At 70.5% G+C, this 18,525-nt stretch carries 16 protein-coding genes and 1 pseudogene; 13 read left to right on the forward strand and 4 right to left on the reverse strand.

Annotated features, from left to right (window positions below; all coding sequences use genetic code 11):
* The first annotated feature begins 169 nt into the window (after nt 1-169).
* The 8 genes from recG (at nt 170) to mutM (ending at nt 7,606) form a co-directional block, all read left to right on the forward strand.
* Nucleotides 170-2,407 carry an ATP-dependent DNA helicase RecG gene (gene recG, locus ACIBNA_RS19905; RefSeq protein WP_399166479.1) on the forward strand — a complete coding sequence of 746 codons (2,238 nt, stop codon included), beginning with the start codon at nt 170-172 and terminating at the stop codon, nt 2,405-2,407.
* 71 nt (nt 2,408-2,478) lie between these two features.
* The gene (gene rsmD / locus ACIBNA_RS19910; RefSeq protein WP_399166480.1) at nt 2,479-3,102 is read left to right on the forward strand and encodes a 16S rRNA (guanine(966)-N(2))-methyltransferase RsmD; all 624 of its coding nucleotides are present in this window, start codon (nt 2,479-2,481) and stop codon (nt 3,100-3,102) included.
* A gap of 26 nt (nt 3,103-3,128) precedes the next feature.
* The gene (gene coaD / locus ACIBNA_RS19915) at nt 3,129-3,608 is read left to right on the forward strand and encodes a pantetheine-phosphate adenylyltransferase (RefSeq protein WP_399166495.1); all 480 of its coding nucleotides are present in this window, start codon (nt 3,129-3,131) and stop codon (nt 3,606-3,608) included.
* A gap of 121 nt (nt 3,609-3,729) precedes the next feature.
* On the forward strand, nt 3,730-4,827 hold the full coding sequence (locus tag ACIBNA_RS19920) for a cell division initiation protein (protein WP_399166481.1): 1,098 nt from the start codon (nt 3,730-3,732) through the stop codon (nt 4,825-4,827).
* A 129-nt stretch (nt 4,828-4,956) separates the two neighbouring features.
* Nucleotides 4,957-5,601: a DUF177 domain-containing protein gene (locus ACIBNA_RS19925; protein WP_274819995.1), complete on the forward strand. Its 645-nt coding sequence runs from the start codon at nt 4,957-4,959 to the stop codon at nt 5,599-5,601.
* 2 nt (nt 5,602-5,603) lie between these two features.
* A complete protein-coding gene (rpmF, locus tag ACIBNA_RS19930) occupies nt 5,604-5,777 on the forward strand; it encodes a 50S ribosomal protein L32 (protein ID WP_007493396.1) in 174 nt (57 codons plus the stop codon).
* A 19-nt stretch (nt 5,778-5,796) separates the two neighbouring features.
* Nucleotides 5,797-6,636: a ribonuclease III gene (rnc, locus tag ACIBNA_RS19935; RefSeq protein ID WP_399166482.1), complete on the forward strand. Its 840-nt coding sequence runs from the start codon at nt 5,797-5,799 to the stop codon at nt 6,634-6,636.
* A gap of 109 nt (nt 6,637-6,745) precedes the next feature.
* The gene (gene mutM / locus ACIBNA_RS19940; RefSeq protein ID WP_399166483.1) at nt 6,746-7,606 is read left to right on the forward strand and encodes a bifunctional DNA-formamidopyrimidine glycosylase/DNA-(apurinic or apyrimidinic site) lyase; all 861 of its coding nucleotides are present in this window, start codon (nt 6,746-6,748) and stop codon (nt 7,604-7,606) included.
* On the opposite strand, the pseudogene ACIBNA_RS19945 reads toward mutM, so the two are convergent.
* Together ACIBNA_RS19945 and ACIBNA_RS19950 are read right to left on the reverse strand one after the other, a co-directional pair.
* A pseudogene (locus ACIBNA_RS19945) lies at nt 7,596-7,995 on the reverse strand (winged helix-turn-helix transcriptional regulator). The gene mutM and the pseudogene ACIBNA_RS19945 sit on opposite strands and share 11 nt — an antisense overlap.
* A 74-nt stretch (nt 7,996-8,069) precedes the next feature.
* A complete protein-coding gene (locus ACIBNA_RS19950; protein ID WP_399166484.1) occupies nt 8,070-9,191 on the reverse strand; it encodes a CAP domain-containing protein in 1,122 nt (373 codons plus the stop codon).
* Nucleotides 9,192-9,352: 161 nt separating this feature from the next.
* Between ACIBNA_RS19950 and ACIBNA_RS19955 the strand changes: the two genes are divergently transcribed.
* The 4 genes from ACIBNA_RS19955 to ACIBNA_RS19970 all read left to right on the forward strand — a co-directional run bounded on the left by ACIBNA_RS19955 (nt 9,353) and on the right by ACIBNA_RS19970 (nt 15,653).
* Complete coding sequence (locus tag ACIBNA_RS19955) at nt 9,353-9,634, forward strand: acylphosphatase (protein ID WP_059421923.1); 282 nt, start codon at nt 9,353-9,355, stop codon at nt 9,632-9,634.
* Nucleotides 9,635-10,017: 383 nt separating this feature from the next.
* Entirely contained in the window at nt 10,018-10,221 is a 204-nt protein-coding gene (locus ACIBNA_RS19960; protein ID WP_003993245.1) for a hypothetical protein, read from the forward strand.
* A 212-nt stretch (nt 10,222-10,433) separates the two neighbouring features.
* Entirely contained in the window at nt 10,434-14,012 is a 3,579-nt protein-coding gene (smc, locus tag ACIBNA_RS19965) for a chromosome segregation protein SMC (RefSeq protein ID WP_399166485.1), read from the forward strand.
* A 222-nt stretch (nt 14,013-14,234) separates the two neighbouring features.
* Nucleotides 14,235-15,653 (forward strand): sugar porter family MFS transporter, encoded by a 1,419-nt coding sequence (locus ACIBNA_RS19970; protein WP_399166486.1) that lies wholly within the window; start codon nt 14,235-14,237, stop codon nt 15,651-15,653.
* Nucleotides 15,654-15,892: 239 nt separating this feature from the next.
* Here ACIBNA_RS19970 and ACIBNA_RS19975 read toward each other — a convergent pair whose 3' ends face one another.
* A complete protein-coding gene (locus tag ACIBNA_RS19975; protein ID WP_399166487.1) occupies nt 15,893-16,864 on the reverse strand; it encodes an LLM class flavin-dependent oxidoreductase in 972 nt (323 codons plus the stop codon).
* A gap of 150 nt (nt 16,865-17,014) precedes the next feature.
* Between ACIBNA_RS19975 and ftsY the strand changes: the two genes are divergently transcribed.
* Nucleotides 17,015-18,214: a signal recognition particle-docking protein FtsY gene (gene ftsY, locus ACIBNA_RS19980; RefSeq protein WP_274820016.1), complete on the forward strand. Its 1,200-nt coding sequence runs from the start codon at nt 17,015-17,017 to the stop codon at nt 18,212-18,214.
* 211 nt (nt 18,215-18,425) lie between these two features.
* On the opposite strand, the gene ACIBNA_RS19985 is transcribed toward ftsY, so the two are convergent.
* Nucleotides 18,426-18,525, reverse strand: a 100-nt coding sequence (locus ACIBNA_RS19985) for an integrase core domain-containing protein (protein ID WP_399166496.1), incomplete at its 5' end; no start/stop codon positions are given.

The raw sequence follows: 18,525 nt of genomic DNA on the forward strand, positions 1-18,525 counted from the left end.
GACTCGCGACGGCGCGGGGTCGGGCGGTCCCGGTGAGGCGGTGACCGCGAAGGAGGGCCGGGAGCGCGTCATCCTAAGGCCCGAACCAGCCGCCTGACCAGGGCTTTCCGGGACGTATACGGCGACGTGCGCCGCGGCCTCTACGGCATTGTCAGTGGTGTGGTGTGCAATGGATCTCGTGCCCGCACTTCACGAACCGCTGCGACAACCACTGAAGTCGGTGCTCGGCCCCGCCACCGCGAAGGTGATGGCCGAGCACCTCGGCCTGCTCACCGTCGGCGACCTCCTCCACCACTTCCCGCGCAGATACGAGGAGCGCGGCCAGCTCACACACCTCGCCGACCTCCCCATGGACGAGCACGTCACGGTGGTCGCCCAGGTCGCCGACGCCCGCCTGCACACCTTCGCCTCCGCCAAGGCCCCGCGCGGCAAGGGCCAGCGCCTGGAGGTCACGATCACGGACGGCAGCGGCCGCCTCCAACTGGTCTTCTTCGGCAACGGCGTTCACAAGCCCCACAAGGAGCTCCTGCCGGGCACGCGCGCGATGTTCGCGGGCAAGGTCTCCGTCTTCAACCGCCGCCTCCAACTCGCCCATCCGGCCTACGAGTTGCTGCGCGGTGACGCCGAAGACCCCGGCGAGTCCGTCGAGACGTGGGCCGGCGCCCTGATCCCGATCTACCCGGCCACCGCCAAGCTGGAGTCCTGGAAGATCGGCAAAGCGATCCAGACGGTCCTGCCCACCGCCCAGGAGGCCGTCGACCCGCTGCCGGACTCCCTGCGCCAGGGCCGCGGCCTGGTCCCTCTCCCCGAGGCCCTCCTGAAGATCCACCGCCCCCACACCAAGGCGGACATCGAGGACGCCCGCGCCCGCCTCAAATGGGACGAGGCCTTCGTCCTCCAGGTCGCCCTGGCCCGCCGCCGCCACGCGGACGCCCAGCTCCCGGCGGTCCCCCGAAAACCCAGCCCCGACGGCCTCCTCACGGCCTTCGACGCCCGCCTCCCCTTCACCCTCACCGACGGCCAGCAGCGGGTCTCCAAGGAGATCTTCGGCGACCTGGCGACCGAGCATCCGATGCACCGGCTGCTCCAGGGAGAGGTCGGCAGCGGGAAGACGATGGTGGCCCTGCGCGCCATGCTCGCCGTGGTCGACGCCGGCGGCCAGGCGGCCATGCTCGCGCCCACCGAGGTGCTCGCGCAGCAGCACCACAGGTCGATCGTCGAGATGATGGGCGAGCTGGCCGAGGGAGGCATGCTGGGCGGGGCCGAGCAGGCCACCAAGGTGGTGCTGCTCACCGGTTCCATGGGCGCGGCCGCCCGCCGTCAGGCCCTGCTCGACCTCACCACCGGCGAGGCCGGCATCGTCATCGGCACGCATGCGCTGATCGAGGACAAGGTGCAGTTCCACGACCTGGGCCTGGTCGTGGTCGACGAACAGCACCGCTTCGGCGTCGAGCAGCGCGACGCCCTGCGCGGCAAGGGCAAACAGCCCCCACACCTCCTGGTCATGACGGCCACGCCGATTCCGCGCACGGTCGCCATGACGGTCTTCGGCGACCTGGAGACCTCCGTCCTCGACCAGCTCCCGGCCGGCCGCTCGCCGATCTCCAGCCATGTCGTCCCGGCCGCCGACAAGCCCCACTTCCTGTCCCGCGCCTGGGAACGGGTCCGCGAGGAAGTGGGCAACGGCCATCAGGCGTACGTGGTCTGCCCCCGCATCGGCGACGAGGAGGACGACCCCAGGAAGTCCGCCAGGAAGAAGTCCTCCGAGTCCCCGGAGGACGCCGCCGACAAGCGCCCGCCCCTCGCCGTCCTCGACGTCGCCGAACAGCTCTCCAAGGGCCCCCTGAAGGGCCTCCGCGTCGAGGTGCTGCACGGCCGTATGCACCCCGACGACAAGGACGCGGTCATGCGCCGCTTCGCCGCCGGGGAGACGGACGTCCTGGTCGCCACCACGGTCATCGAGGTCGGCGTCAACGTCCCCAACGCCACGGTGATGGTGATCATGGACGCCGACCGCTTCGGCGTCTCCCAGCTCCACCAGCTGCGCGGCCGCGTCGGCCGTGGCTCGGCCCCGGGCCTGTGCCTCCTGGTCAGCGAGATGCCCGAGGCGAGCGCGGCCCGCCAGCGCCTGAACGCCGTCGCCGCCACCCTCGACGGCTTCGAGCTCTCCCGTATCGACCTCGAACAACGCCGCGAGGGCGACGTCCTCGGCCAGGCCCAGTCGGGCGCCCGCACCAGCCTGCGGATGCTCGCGGTCATCGAGGACGAGGAGATCATCGCGGAGGCCAGGCAGGAGGCGGTCGCTGTCGTGGCGAAGGACCCTGAGCTGACCCACCTCCCGGCCCTGCGGACGGCATTGGACGCCCTCTTGGACGAAGAGAGGGAGCAGTACCTGGAAAAGGGATGAGTGAAGCTGACTCAGGGGAGCGGGGCCGTAGTCCATATGCGGCTACCGCCGCGCGGGCGCGACCAGCCACAATGAATCTGAAGCCGCCCACAACCAAGGACCATCAGATGACCCGCGTGATCGCCGGCACAGCCGGCGGACGTCGCCTGGCAGTACCTCCGGGCACCGGCACCCGCCCCACCTCCGACCGCGCACGCGAAGGTCTCTTCTCCACCTGGCAATCCCTTCTCGGCGGCCCCCTGGAAGGCGAACGAGTCCTGGACCTCTACGCGGGATCAGGAGCCGTGGGCCTGGAGGCCCTCTCCCGAGGCGCAGGCCACGCCCTCCTCGTCGAAGCCGACGCGCGAGCGACCCGCACGGTCCGCGACAACGTGAAGTCCCTCGGACTCCCCGGCGCCGAGGTCAGATCAGGCAAAGCGGAACAGATCATCCGCACGACACCCCCCGGCGACCCGTACGACCTCGTCTTCCTCGACCCGCCGTACGCCGTCACGGACGACGATCTCCGGGAGATCCTCCTCACACTCCGCTCGGAAGGCTGGCTCGCGGAAGAAGCCCTCGTCACCGTGGAGCGGAGCACCAGAGGCGGTCAATTCCGGTGGCCCGAGGGTTTCGAAGCCCTCCGGGCCCGTCGCTACGGCGAGGGAACGTTTTGGTACGGTCGCGCCGCCTCTACGTGCGAAGACGCACGATGACCGGACCGGAGAGCGAGGGATCACAAGTGCGCCGCGCCGTATGTCCCGGGTCGTTCGACCCGATCACCAACGGACACCTCGACATCATCTCCCGCGCCTCCAGGCTGTACGACGAGGTCTACGTCGCGGTGATGATCAACCAGTCGAAGAAGGGCCTGTTCGAGATCGACGAGCGGATCGACCTGATCCGCCGGGTCACCGCCGCGTACGGCAACGTCCGCGTCGAGGCCTTCCACGGCCTGCTCGTCGACTTCTGCAAGCAGCGCGACATCCCCGCCATCGTCAAGGGCCTGCGCGCGGTCAGCGACTTCGACTACGAGCTCCAGATGGCCCAGATGAACAACGGCCTCTCGGGCGTGGAGACCCTCTTCATCCCCACCAACCCCACCTACAGCTTCCTGTCGTCCTCCCTGGTCAAGGAGGTCGCGACCTGGGGCGGCGACGTCTCCCACCTGGTTCCCGAGGAGGTCCTCCAGGCCCTCGGCGAGCGCCTGCGGAAGGACTGAACGCGCCCCGGGCGCCCCAGGGGACCCTGACACCCCGTCACCCGGTGTCCCCCGGGGACCCCATGGCCGTACAGTCGTCCCGTCCGTCTCCAACGCATCTGTAGAGAGTGGCGAGCACACGGTGGACGTGCAGAAGAAGCTCGACGAGATCGTGACCGCGGTCTCCGGCGCCCGGTCCATGCCCATGTCGGCCTCGTGCGTGGTCAACCGCGCCGAGCTGCTCTCCATGCTGGAAGAGGTGCGCGCGGCGCTGCCCGGCTCCCTCGCCCAGGCCCAGGAGCTGATCGGCGACCGCGAGCAGATGGTCGAGCAGGCCCGCCAGGAGGCCGAGCGGATCATCCAGAGCGCGCACGCCGAGCGCGGCTCACTGATCTCCGACACCGAGGTCGCCCGCCGCTCCCAGGCCGAGGCCGACCGGATCCTCGCCGAGGCCCGCAAGGAGGCCGAGGAGATCCGCGCCGAGGCCGACGACTACGTCGACTCCAAGCTCGCCAACTTCGAGGTCGTCCTCACCAAGACCCTCGGCTCCGTCGGCCGCGGCCGCGAGAAGCTCCTCGGCACCGGCCCCGGCACCGACGAGCAGGGTTACGAGGACGAGGACGCCCCCGAGCGCAGCCACGACCCGCAGACCCAGCGCCGTAGCGCCGACGAGTACGTCGACGTCAAGCTCGGCGCCTTCGAGGCGGTCCTCGCCAAGACCCTGGAGGCCGTCGGCCGCGGCCGGCAGAAGCTGCACGGCCGGATCGCCACCGACGACCTCGGCGCCCTCGCCGACAACACCAGCACCATCCAGCACTCCAGCGACGCCGACTACCTCGCCGACCTGGCGGAGCAGAAGCCCCCGGCCGAGCAGCCCGCCCAGCAGCAGGACTACGGCCAGCCGCAGCCGGCCTACTCCCCCACCTCCTACGCTCCGGCGGGAGGTGCCCCCATCCAGCAGCAGCCCGACCCCTACGGCGGCTACCCGCAGCAGGCGTACGCCGCCCAGCAGGACCCGTACGGCTACCAGCAGGCCGATCCCTACGCCTACCAGGGCTACGACCCCCAGCAGGCCGCGTACGACCCGAACCAGGCCCAGCAGCCCCAGCACGGACACCAGGGCGAACAGAGCCACCAGAGCCAGCAGGGATACGCCCTGGACGAGACCAGCCTCTTCGACACCGGCGTGATCAGCGCCGAGCAGCTGCGGGCCTACGAGCAGGGGCGGGGCAACGGCTGAGCACCGGATTGGGCCGACAGGCAAAGGTCCAGTATCCTGGCTCTTCGGTCGCGCGTACGTCCGCGATCAACGCTGCCCGGGAGCACCGAAGGGCGGCGTCTCCCCCAGCTCGGCAGATCGAAAGCAGGAATGGCCCTGAACGCCCGCCTCGACCACCGCAACCCCCTCGTGTTCGACACACACGAGCTGGGCCGGCGGCCCGGTGCGCTACAGCGCCTGACCCGCACGGTCGACGCTCCCAAGGACTTCGGTATCAAGGAAGTCATCGGAGTGCCGGAAGGCGCCCCGGTGGAGCTCGAACTCCGCCTGGAGTCGGTCATGGAAGGGGTGCTCGTCACAGGCACCGCCCGTGCCGCTGCCGAGGGGGAGTGCGTAAGGTGTCTGGAGCCGCTTCAGCTCGACGTCGAAGCGGACTTCCAGGAGATGTTCTCGTACCCTGACGCCGACGACCGGGGCCGCGTGATCGCGGAGCCGGGCGACGACGCCGAGGACGACGAGGACAGGCTCTTCCTCGAGGACGGCCTGTTCGACCTCGAGCCCGTGCTGCGTGATGCGGTGGTGCTCGCACTGCCGATGCAGCCGGTGTGCCAGGAAGACTGCCCTGGTCTGTGTGCCGAGTGCGGCGCACGGCTGGCGGACGACCCGGACCACCACCACGACGCCGTCGACATCCGTTGGGCGGCATTGCAGGGACTCGCCGGCACCATGAAGGACGGCGAGAAGGACGAGATGAGCGGCGCCGAACCTGGCGTCGACGAGAAGCAGGAGAAGTAGCCGTGGCTGTTCCGAAGCGGAAGATGTCGCGCAGCAACACGCGCCACCGCCGGTCGCAGTGGAAGGCTGCGGTCCCCACCCTGGTTGCGTGCGAGCGCTGCCACGAGCCCAAGCTGCAGCACATCGCGTGCCCCTCGTGCGGCACTTACAACAAGCGCCAGGTCCTCGAGGTCTGAGCGGCTGGTGAGAGGCACTGTGTCCACGCCTAAGAACAAGTCTCCCCGCGTGAGCGGGAGCGCAACGGCGGACAACCAGGCCTCGTCCCACACGCTTCTGGAAGGGCGGCTCGGCTACAAGGTCGAGTCCGCCCTTCTGGTGCGAGCACTGACCCACCGGTCGTACGCATACGAGAACGGCGGTCTGCCGACCAACGAGCGCCTGGAGTTCCTCGGGGACTCCGTGCTCGGCCTGGTCGTCACGGACACGCTGTACCGCACCCACCCCGACCTGCCCGAAGGCCAGCTGGCCAAACTGCGGGCCGCGGTGGTGAACTCGCGTGCGCTCGCGGAAGTGGGGCGCGGACTCGACCTGGGCTCCTTCATCCGGCTCGGCCGCGGTGAAGAGGGCACGGGCGGCCGGGACAAGGCGTCCATCCTCGCCGACACCCTCGAAGCGGTGATCGGCGCCGTCTATCTCGACCAGGGCCTGGACTCGGCGGCGGAGCTGGTGCACCGCCTGTTCGACCCCCTGATCGAGAAATCCTCGAGCCTCGGAGCCGGCCTGGACTGGAAGACCAGCCTCCAGGAGCTCACCGCGACCGAAGGGCTCGGCGTGCCCGAGTACCTGGTCACGGAGACCGGCCCCGACCACGAGAAGACCTTCACTGCTGCCGCCCGCGTCGGAGGCGTCTCGTACGGCACCGGCACCGGCCGCAGCAAGAAGGAAGCGGAGCAGCAGGCCGCCGAGTCCGCGTGGCGGTCCATCCGGGCCGCGGCGGACGAGCGCGCCAAGGCGGCGAAGGCCGCCGAGGCGACGCAGACGGCGGCGGCTCAGGCCGCCCATACGGCCGTCGACGGCAGCAGCGTCGACGGCTGACGAGCCGGCCGCCCTCACCGGCGGCCGGCACAGCACAGCGCACCCGAGCGCCCGCCCCTGCCCGGGGGCGGGCGCTCGGTCATCCACAGGTTCGTGACGGGGGTACCCCATGCCCGAGTTGCCCGAGGTCGAGGTCGTACGGCGCGGACTTCAGCGGTGGGTCGCTCACCGGAGCGTCGCCGAGGCCGAGGTGCTGCATCCGCGCGCGGTGCGCCGCCACCTCGCGGGCGCCGACGACTTCGCGCACCGCCTCAAGGGCCACCGCATCGGCATACCGAGCCGCCGCGGCAAGTACCTGTGGCTGCCCCTGGAGGACACGGACCAGTCGATCCTGGCCCACCTCGGCATGAGCGGCCAGCTGCTGGTCCAGCCGCACACGGCCCCGGACGAGAAACACCTGCGCATCCGCGTCCGCTTCAGCGACGCCCTGGACACCGAACTCCGCTTCGTCGACCAGCGCACCTTCGGCGGGCTGTCGCTGCACGACAACACCCCCGACGGCCTGCCCGACGTCATCGCGCACATCGCCCGCGACCCGCTCGACCCGCTCTTCGACGACGAGGCCTTCCACCGGGCGCTGCGCCGCAAGCGGTCCACGATCAAGCGGGCCCTGCTCGACCAGTCGCTGATCAGCGGCGTCGGCAACATCTACGCGGACGAGGCCCTGTGGCGCGCCCGCATCCACTACGAGCGCCCGACCGCGACCTTCACCCGCCCGCGCACCCTGCTGCTCCTGGGCCATGTGCGGGACGTGATGAACGCGGCCCTCGCGGTGGGCGGCACCAGCTTCGACAGCCTGTACGTTAACGTCAACGGCGAGTCCGGCTACTTCGACCGGTCCCTCGACGCGTACGGCCGTGAGGGCCTGCCCTGCCGGCGCTGCGGCACCCCGATACGCCGGCGGCCCTGGATGAACCGGTCGAGCTACTACTGCCCCAAGTGCCAGCGGCCGCCGCGGATCACGCCCTAGCGGAGTCGTACCGCTCGCGCGCGGCCAGCACCTCGTCCATGCTGCCCTCCACGAAGTGGAATCAAGGCGAGCAGCCGCTCGGCCACGCCGCGTCCCAGCGGCGTCAGTTCGTAGTCCACGCGGGGCGGGTTGGTCGGCTGGGCCTCGCGGTGCACCAGGCCGTCGCGCTCCAGCGCGTGCAGCGTCTGGGAGAGCATCTTCTCGCTGACGCCGTCGACGCGGCGACGCAGCTCGTTGAAGCGGAGCGAACCCTCGTGCAGGGCGCCCAGCGTCAGTGCGCCCCAGCGGCCCGTGACGTGCTCCAGCGTGCCGCGCGAGGGGCAGGCCTTGGCGAACACGTTGTACGGGAGGTCGTCCAGCCCCGCCGTGAGCTCCTGGGTGGTGGTCATATGCCCAGCCTACGCCAGCGCAGCGCTAACCAACAGGTTGCGCTAACTGTTGGTTAGCGTCACGCGGGAGCGGCTCAGTACCCGAAGTTCTGGGTCCACCACGGGCCGCCCGACCCGAACTCGACGCCGACGCCGAGCGTCTTGAAGTCGCAGTTCAGGATGTTGGCGCGGTGGCCGGGGCTGTTCATCCAGGCATCCATCACGGCCGCGGCATCGGCCTGGCCGCGGGCTATGTTCTCCCCGCCGAGGTTGGATATCCCGGCCTTCTCGGCCCGGTCCCACGGCGTCTGGCCGTCCGGGTTGGTGTGGTCGAAGAAGCCCCGCGCGGCCATGTCCTCGCTGTAGTTCTGCGCCAGCCCGGTCAGCGCGCTGTTCGCGGCGACCGCGCTGCATCCCACCTTCGCCCGTTCCTCGTTCACCAGCTTGAGCACCTGGGCCGCGGCGGAGGACTCCTCGGAGAGGGCGGCGGGCGCGCTGGGCTTCTGCGGCGCCTTCGTGGCCGTACGGGAGGGAGTGTTGTCCGGCTTCTCGCTGGGAGTGGTGACCGTCGGCTTCTTCTTCTCCGGGGTCTTCTCCTGCGTCTTCTCCGGCTTCGCCGGCGTCTTGGTCGGCGCGGCCGACGACTTCGAGGTGGACGGCGAGGGCGAGAGGGAGCGCTCGGCGCCCCGGCTCGCGGGCGCCCCGTCCCGGCCGTCGGCGCTGCCGGTGGTGCCGCCCTGCTCGGTCGGGCTGTTCGTCGGCGTGTCCCCGGCCTGCACCTTGTCGGTGCCGCCGTTACCACCACCGAGCTTGTAGTTCTCGAGGCCGGGCACTGCGCCCGTGGCGACCGCGACCGTGCCGAGGGCGACCGCCGCGGACACGCCGAGCAGCCCGGTGCGCATCGGCCTCGCGGCCTTCTTCCGGCGGCGGTGCGAGCCCGCGCGCCGGGCGCCGCCGTCGGGGGTGAAGCCGTCGCTCGCGAAGACGGCTGTGTCCTCGAAGCGGTCACCCGCCGCGGACGCCTCCGCACCGAACAGGTAAGCCTCGCTCTTGGCGTAGGTGTCGGCGTACGGCTCGGGGTTCAGGTAGGGCGCGGTGCCCATCGTCGGGCCGTCTCCCGCGGGGGAGTGCAGCGGGTCGTGGCCTGTCACGGAGCCGTCGGCCTGCGTGAGCCCCGTGGTGGCGCGGCCGGCGGCGGAGCGTCGGTGGCGTCCCATGTCCTGGCCTTCCTCGTCCTGGCGGTCGACTCGTCCTCGAGATCAACACCAAACTCACTCGATCGTGTGAGTTTCATATGAGATTCGTTGGGTGGGGACGGTACCGCATGGCGCAAGTGGAGGAAGTGCCCGGAGAAAGATCGGGCGGTTAGGTTGCAGTCATGAGTGAGGATGTGCGACTGGTCGCCTGGGTGCGTGGACGCGTCCAAGGTGTGGGTTTCCGCTGGTTCACGCGGGCCAAGGCCCTGGAGATCGGCGGCCTGAGTGGTTTTGCTCTCAATTTGGGCGACGGACGCGTCCAAGTGGTCGCGGAGGGCGCGCGAGAGGGCTGTGAAGGTCTGCTGGAGTGGCTCCGCAGTGACGACACGCCCGGGCGCGTGGACGGCGTCACCGAGATCTGGGACACACCGCGCGGCGGCTACGAGGGCTTCGCCATCCGCTGATCCCACCCTGCCGGGCGGCCCCCGGCGCCGCCCGCGGACCGGTCGCCGACGGCCGCCTCGGACGGAAACTTGCTGGTGATTGCCAAGAATCACTTGCCTTGGCAGGCCGCACACGCAAGGATGATCGCCACGCCCCGAGGGCCCCGCAGAAGCCGCAGCACCGCCGTTCCAGGCCGTGCGCGACCGGGTCGCCCGCCAATACGGGGCGTGATCGTGTTGACCGTCAAACTTTTTGGTGAGACGCTGAAAGCACCCCGCGCACCTTAGCTGTTTGGCATGGCTGAACGGCAGCACAACTCCAGGCCCTGCCAAGACTGCGGGTGCGGAATCCCTCACGACCCACACCGCATCGGTCGGTCACTCATTGTGGAGGACCATCCATCATGGCAAAGGCGCTTCTCGGTTACGTCGGCGGCTCCGACCCTCGACTCCTCGCCGAGATGCGACGGCTCCAGCAGCGCGTCCAGGACCTGGAATCCGAGCTTGTACGGATCCAGGCGGAGAACGAAGCGCTGACGGCTGCCGCTTCTCACGACAGGATCATGGAGAGCGTTGACGCACACCAGGCGGAGCCTGCGCTCACCTGATCACTGCACCGCTCCACAACAGCACCGCAGTGGTTGGGCCGCCCGTCACAACCGCTGAGTTGTCAGAAGTACAAGGGACGCCGCTGGCGTCCCTTCTTTCTTGCCCCCGCGCATCCTTTCACTGTCTTTAACGTCTGGTGTGCCCTGCGCGTTCAGCGGCGAAACCGTGGGTTCATGGAGTGAGACGAACCCGAGCGGTAGAGTCCAGCGGCGTGCACCTCAAGGCCCTGACCCTCCGCGGGTTCAAGTCGTTCGCCTCGGCGACCACACTCCGGTTCGAGCCGGGGATCACGTGCGTCGTCGGACCGAACGGCTCGGGCAAGTCCAACGTCGTCGACGCGCTCAGCTGGGTCATGGGTGAGCAGGGCGCCAAGTCGCTGCGCGGCGGCAAGATGGAGGACGTCATCTTCGCCGGCACCACCGGCCGCCCGCCGCTGGGCCGCGCCGAGGTGTCCCTGACCATCGACAACTCCGACGGGGCCCTGCCCATCGAGTACGCCGAGGTCACCATCACGCGGATCATGTTCCGCAACGGCGGCAGCGAGTACCAGATCAACGGCGACACCTGCCGCCTCCTCGACATCCAGGAACTGCTCTCCGACTCCGGCATCGGCCGCGAGATGCACGTCATCGTCGGACAGGGCCAGCTCGACTCCGTCCTGCACGCCGACCCCATGGGCCGCCGCGCCTTCATCGAGGAGGCCGCCGGCGTCCTCAAGCACCGCAAGCGCAAGGAGAAGGCGCTGCGCAAGCTGGACGCGATGCAGGCCAACCTCGCGCGCGTGCAGGACCTCACCGACGAACTCAGACGGCAGCTCAAGCCGCTGGGCCGCCAGGCCGCCGTCGCGCGCCGGGCCGCCGTCATCCAGGCCGATCTGCGCGATGCCCGGCTGCGCCTGCTGGCCGACGACCTCGTACGGCTCCGGGAAGCCCTCAAGGCCGAGGTCGCCGACGAGGCCGCGCTGAAGCAGCGCAAGGAGGCCGCCGAGCAGGAGCTGCGCAAGGCGCTCCAGCGCGAGGCGCTTCTGGAGGACGAGGTACGGCAGCTCACGCCGCGCCTCCAGCGCGCCCAGCAGACCTGGTACGAGCTCTCCCAGCTCGCCGAGCGGGTGCGCGGCACGATCTCGCTGGCCGACGCCCGCGTGAAGAGCGCCACCTCCGCGCCCCCCGAGGAACGGCGCGGCCGCGACCCGGAGGACATGGAGCGCGAGGCCGCCCGCATCCGCGAGCAGGAGGCCGAGCTGGAAGCGGCCCTTGAGGCGGCCGAACGCGCCCTGGAGGACACGGTCGCCCACCGCGCCGAGCTGGAGCGCGAACTGGCCCAGGAGGAGCGGCGCCTGAAGGACGCCGCCCGCGCCATCGCCGACCGGCGCGAGGGCCTGGCCCGGCTCAGCGGCCAGGTCAACGCGGCCCGCTCCCGCGCCGCCTCCGCCCAGGCCGAGATCGAACGCCTGGCCGCCGCCCGCGACGAGGCGCAGGAACGTGCCGTCGCCGCCCAGGAGGAGTACGAGGCCCTCAAGGCGGAGGTCGACGGCCTCGACGCCGGCGACGCCGAACTCGCCGGGCAGCACGAGGCGGCGAAGCAGCAGCTCGCCGAGGCCGAGGCCGCACTCACGGCAGCCCGCGAGGCGGTCACGGCGGCGGAACGCAAGCGCGCCGCGACCCAGGCCCGTCACGAGGCACTGGCGCTCGGCCTCCGCCGCAAGGACGGCACCGGGATACTGCTCGCGGCGAAGGACCGTCTCTCCGGCATCCTCGGCCCGGCGGCGGAACTCCTGACGGTGACCCCGGGCTACGAAGTCGCCCTCGCGGCTGCCTTCGGAGCGGCGGCGGACGCGATCGCGGTGACGAGCCCGTCTTCGGCAGCAGACGCGATCAGACTCCTGCGCAAACAGGACGGAGGCCGGGCAACCCTGCTCCTGGCGGGGGATCCTCGCCCTGGGGGCGCGGGGGACTGCGCGACCAGCCCCAACGAACCCGCAGACGCACGACACACCTACGCCGCCGACCTGGTCCGCGGCCCCTGCGACCTCATGCCGGCCGTACGCCGCCTCCTGCACAACATCGTCATCGTCGGCACCCTCGAGGACGCCGAAGACCTCGTCCACGCCCACCCCGACCTCACGGCGGTGACGGCCGAAGGCGACCTCCTCGGCGCCCACTTCGCCCACGGCGGCTCCGCGGGCGCGCCCAGCCTCCTGGAGGTGCAGGCCTCCGTCGACGAGGCAGCCGCCGAGCTGGAAGAGCTGGCCGTCCGCTGCGAGGAGCTGACCGAGGCCCAGCACGCGGCCGGGGAGCGGCGCAAGGAGTGCGCCGCGCTGGTCGAGGAGCTGGGGGAGCGGCGCCGGGCCGCCGACCGGGAGAAGTCGGCCGTCGCCCAGCAGCTCGGCCGGCTCGCCGGGCAGGCACGGGGAGCCGCGGGGGAGGCCGAGCGGTCCACCGCCGCCGCGGCCCGGGCACAGGAGGCCCTCGACAAGGCACTCGCGGAGGTCGAGGAACTCGCCGAGCGGCTCGCCGTCGCCGAGGAGATGCCGATCGAGGAGGAGCCCGACACCTCCGTACGGGACCGGCTCGCCGCCGACGGCGCCAATGCGCGCCAGACCGAGATGGAGGCTCGCCTCCAGGTCCGTACACACGAAGAACGGGTCAAGGGCCTGGCCGGACGGGCCGACTCCCTGGACCGGGCCGCCCGCGCGGAACGCGAGGCACGCGCGCGTGCCGAACAGCGACGGGCCCGGCTGCGGCACGAGGCGGCCGTCGCCGAGGCCGTCGGCTCGGGCGCCCGCCAGCTGCTCGCGCACGTCGAGGTCTCCCTCGCCCGCGCCGACGAGGAGCGCACCGCCGCCGAGGCCGCCAAGGCCCGTCGCGAACAGGAACTCGCCCGCGCCCGTACCGAGGGACGCGATCTCAAGGCCGAGCTCGACAAGTTGACGGATTCGGTCCACCGCGGCGAGGTACTCGGCGCCGAGAAGCGGCTGCGGATCGAGCAGCTGGAGACCAAGGCGCTGGAGGAGCTGGGTGTCGAACCGGCGGGGCTGGTGGCGGAGTACGGACCGCATCAGCTCGTGCCGCCCTCGCCCCCCGCCGAGGGCGAGGAGCTGCCGGAGGATCCGGAGCATCCGCGCAACCGGCCCAGGCCGTTCGTCCGGGCCGAGCAGGAGAAGCGCCTGAAGGCCGCCGAGCGCGCCTACCAGCAGCTCGGCAAGGTGAACCCGCTCGCCCTGGAGGAGTTCGCGGCGCTGGAGGAGCGCCACCAGTTCCTCAGCGAGCAGCTCGAGGACCTGAAGAAGACGCGGGCCGATCTCCTGCAGGTGGTGAAGGAGGTCGACGAGCGCGTCGAGCAGGTCTTCACCGAGGCCTACCGGGACACGGCCCGGGAGTTCGAGGGCGTCTTCAGTCGGCTGTTCCCGGGTGGTGAGGGGCGGCTGATCCTGACCGACCCCGACAACATGCTCACCACCGGCGTGGACGTCGAGGCCCGGCCGCCGGGCAAGAAGGTCAAGCGGCTGTCGCTGCTCTCCGGCGGGGAGAGGTCGCTGACCGCTGTGGCGCTGCTCGTGTCGATCTTCAAGGCGCGGCCCAGCCCGTTCTACGTCATGGACGAGGTCGAGGCCGCCCTCGACGACACCAACCTCCAGCGGCTCATCCGGATCATGCAGGAGCTCCAGGAAGCCTCCCAGCTGATCGTGATCACTCACCAGAAGCGCACCATGGAGGTCGCCGACGCGCTCTACGGCGTCTCCATGCAGGGCGACGGTGTGTCGAAGGTCATCAGCCAGCGCCTCCGCTAGATGGATGCGGTCTACACCGGTCTCACCTGCAACCCTCGGTGCCTTCAATACTTGAACACATTACGGGCACACTCCTGCCTCAGATTCACAGCTACTGATCTATTGACTTCGAAACTTGAAGGCATAGTCTCGGCAACGTTCCTTTTACCTTCAGGTACCTTCAGGTGGCACCTCGAAGGCTGATTCGCTCCGGCAGCGTTGCCGGTGGCCCGAGGAGTACACGTGACCAGCACAGCGCAGGCACCCAAGTCAGGAGCCAGGGCGGCTCATCCCGAGCATCTCGGGCATGTCATCTTCATCGCGGCGGCGGCCGCGATGGGTGGTTTCCTCTTCGGCTACGACAGTTCCGTGATCAACGGCGCCGTCGAGGCCATCCGGGACCGCTACGACATCGGCTCCGCAGCCCTCGCCCAGGTCATCGCCATCGCCCTCATCGGCTGCGCCATCGGTGCCGCGACCGCCGGCCGCATAGCCGACCGCATCGGCCGCATCCGGTGCATGCAGATCGCCGCGATCCTCTTCACGATCAGCGCCGTCGGCTCGGCACTTCCCTTCGCGCTGTACGACCTCGCCTTCTGGCGCGTCGTCGGCGGCTTCGCCATCGGCATGGCCTCGGTGATCGGCCCGGCCTACATCGCCGAGGTCGCCCCGCCCGCCTACCGCGGCCGGCTCGGCTCCTTCCAGCAGGCCGCGATCGTCATCGGCATCGCCGTGTCGCAGCTGGTCAACTGGGGTGTGCTGAACGCCGCCGACGGCGACCAGCGCGGCAAGCTGATGGGCCTGGAGGCCTGGCAGGTCATGCTCGGCGTCATGGTCATCCCGGCCGTCCTCTACGGGTTGCTCTCCTTCGTCATCCCCGAGTCCCCGCGCTTCCTCATCTCCGTCGGCAAGCACGAGCGCGCCCGGGAGATCCTCACCGAGGTCGAGGGCAAGGACGTCGACCTGGACGCCCGTGTCGCCGAGATCGAGGGCGCCATGAAGAGCGAGCACAAGGCCAGCTTCAAGGACCTGCTCGGCGGCAGCTTCTTCTTCAAGCCGATCGTCTGGATCGGCATCGGCCTGTCGGTCTTCCAGCAGTTCGTCGGCATCAACGTCGCGTTCTACTACTCCTCGACGCTGTGGCAGTCGGTCGGCGTCGACCCGACGGACTCGTTCTTCTACTCCTTCACCACGTCGATCATCAACATCGTCGGCACCGTCATCGCGATGATCTTCGTCGACCGCATCGGCCGCAGGCCGCTCGCGATCATCGGCTCGGTCGGCATGGTCGTCGGCCTGGCGCTGGAGGCCTGGGCGTTCTCGCACCACCTGGTCGACGGCAAGCTGCCCGCCACGCAGGGCTGGATCGCCCTGATCGCCGCGCACGTCTTCGTCCTCTTCTTCGCCCTGTCCTGGGGCGTGGTCGTCTGGGTCATGCTCGGCGAGATGTTCCCCAACCGGATCCGTGCCGCCGCCCTGGGTGTGGCCGCCGCCGCGCAGTGGATCGCCAACTGGGCCATCACCGCGAGCTTCCCGTCGCTGGCCGACTGGAACCTCTCCGTGACCTACGTGATCTACACGGCGTTCGCCGTGCTCTCCATCCCGTTCGTCCTGAAGTTCGTCAAGGAGACGAAGGGCAAGGCCCTGGAGGAGATGGGCTGAGCCCGTCCCGCACACTCGGGGAGGAGGGCCAAAGTCCCCGCTGCCCCTCTCCCCGTAACCCGCCGTCGCCCCGGTTCGGCCACTGCCCGAGCCGGGGCGGCGGTCTCTTGTGTCGCCAGACGCCGCCGCCCCCGATCGCCCGGGTGTGCAGGGCGGCCACCTCCAGGTTCCGCAGCCGCCTCGATCTCGAGTCAGTGGATCACCGAGGGCAACGGCGGGCCACCGGAGATCCGTGAGCGTCAGCTCCCCAGGCCCGGCAGCACCTGCTCGCAGAACAGATGCAGACTCCGCCACCCCTCCTCCACCGGCATCCCGCCCGCCAGCGGATGCAGGACGTAGGAGTCCAGCCTCAGCCCCACACACTGCTCCGGCGTGAGGATCCGGTACACGCCCTCCGCGCGCAGGTCCCCGACCGTCGTCGCCGCCGACTTCACCGCCGAGCGCACGCCGCCCGACTGCCAGGAGGCGTACGTCCGCGCCTCGTGCAGGAAGTGCTCCCCGTACTCCGTCCAGGCCCGGTCCGGATCCTCGGCCACATGCAGCAGCGGTGTCTCGGCGGCGGGCATCATCACCCAGCCCTCGGTGCCGTACTCGACGAGCCGCTCCTTGTAGTGCGCCTCCAGTTCCGGAAGGTGCGCGCTGGGGAAGAAGGGCAGGCCGAGTCGGGCGGCCCGGCGGGCGGCGGCCTTGGAGGAGCCGCCGACCAGGAGCAGCGGGTGCGGGTCGGTGTACGGGCGCGGGGTGATGCGGACCGTGCGGCCTCGGTAGGAGAAGGGCTCGCCCGTCCAGGCCGCGAGCAGCGTCTCCAGCAGCTCGTCCTGGAGCCGCCCGCGCCGGGCGAAGTCCACGCCGAACAGGTCGTACTCCTCGGGCCGGTACCCGATCCCGGCGACGGTCACCAGCCGGCCTCCGCTCAGCAGGTCCAGCACGGCGATCTCCTCGGCGAGCCGCAGCGGGTCGTGCAGCGGGCCGATGACAGCCGAGACGGTGACCGCGACACGCCGGGTCGCGCCGAAGACGGCCCCCGCGAAGGCGAACGGCGACGGCAGCCAGTTGTTGTCGGCCCCGTGGTGCTCCTCCGTCTGCACGGTGGTCACGCCCCGGTCGTCGGCGTACGAAGCCATCTCCAGGGCCGCCCGGTAACGGGCGCCGAGCTCGGCGGGGGCGGCCCCGGGAGCGACGAGGTTGAAGCGTACGACCGAGACGGGCATGGGGCGTCTCCCTTCACCGGGCAGGTGTCCGGAGGACGTTAGCTGACGGGGCGTCAGACATCCAGGGGTGTGGAGATCCGGCGGCCCTTGTCCCGGGAGGACGGAACAAGCAGGGTGACCCGGGGCCCCATGGCTGATACTGGACGGGTTATGGACATCGTCATCCTTGCTGTAGTCATCGCCGTGGTCGTGCTCGGCGCGCTCGGCGGGCTCATCGTCGGCAGCCGGCGCAAGAAGCAGCTGCCCCCGCCCCCGCCCGCAGCGCCCGACATCACCGCCCCACCGGCCGAGCCGCACGTCGGCGACGAGGCCGAGACGCCGCGGGAGGAACCGCGGCGCACGATAGAGGAGGTGGATCTCCCGGACGGCTCGGCTCCGGTCGTCGTCGAGGAGCCGCCCACCGAGGCTCCCGAGATCGAGATCCCGGAGCCCACCGCGGGCCGCCTGGTCCGGCTGCGGGCCCGGCTCTCCCGCTCGCAGAGCGCTCTCGGCCAGGGCTTGCTGACGCTGCTGTCGCGCGAGCACCTCGACGAGGACACCTGGGAGGAGATCGAGGACACCCTGCTCACCGCCGACGTCGGCGTGCAGCCCACCCAGGAACTGGTCGAGCGCCTGCGCGAGCGGGTGAAGGTGCTCGGCACCCGCACCCCCGAGGAATTGCGCACCCTGCTGCGCGAGGAACTCATCACGCTGGTCGGCCGGGACATGGACCGCACGGTCAGGACCGAGCCGGAGGACCGCAAGCCGGGCATCGTGCTGGTCGTCGGCGTCAACGGCACCGGTAAGACCACCACCACCGGCAAGCTCGCCCGTGTCCTGGTGGCCGACGGCCAGAGCGTGGTCCTCGGCGCCGCCGACACCTTCCGGGCCGCCGCCGCCGACCAGCTCCAGACCTGGGGCGAGCGCGTCGGCGCCCACACCGTGCGCGGACCGGAGGGCGGCGACCCGGCCTCCGTCGCCTTCGACGCGGTCAAGGAGGGCAAGGAGATGGGCGCGAACGTCGTGCTCATCGACACGGCCGGCCGCCTGCACACCAAGACCGGCCTCATGGACGAGCTCGGCAAGGTCAAGCGGGTCGTGGAGAAGCACGCCCCGGTGGACGAGGTGCTGCTCGTGCTCGACGCCACCACCGGCCAGAACGGCCTGGTCCAGGCCCGGGTCTTCGCCGAGGTCGTCGACATCACCGGCATCGTCCTCACCAAGCTGGACGGTACGGCCAAGGGCGGCATCGTCGTCGCGGTCCAGCGCGAGCTGGGCGTCCCGGTCAAGCTGGTAGGGCTCGGCGAGGGCGCGGACGACCTGGCGCCGTTCGAGCCGGAGGCGTTCGTTGACGCCCTTATCGGAGAGTGAGCTGCGGACAGGACCGGAGCGTGGCCTCCTGACATCTGTATACGGCAGGGAAGCGCCCGCCCCCGAGGTGCAGTCGGGGTCGGGCGCTTCGCCGTGTGGGGACGCCCCTAGGCCCTGTCGTCAAATTCCCGTCGTCCGCCCGAAGGGCGGGCACCGCGGCGTCAGGTGCGTGCATGGCGTCGCGGGGCAGGCGGGAATTTGACGACAGGGCCTAGATGTGCTGATCGGACAGGTTGGTGACGCGGCTGGCTGGGGTTTGGCCGCCGATGCCGGTGTGGGGTCGGTGGTAGTTGTACCAGTCCAGCCAGTCG

This window comes from Streptomyces sp. NPDC050164, assembly GCF_044459945.1.
Taxonomy (GTDB): domain Bacteria; phylum Actinomycetota; class Actinomycetes; order Streptomycetales; family Streptomycetaceae; genus Streptomyces; species Streptomyces coeruleorubidus_A.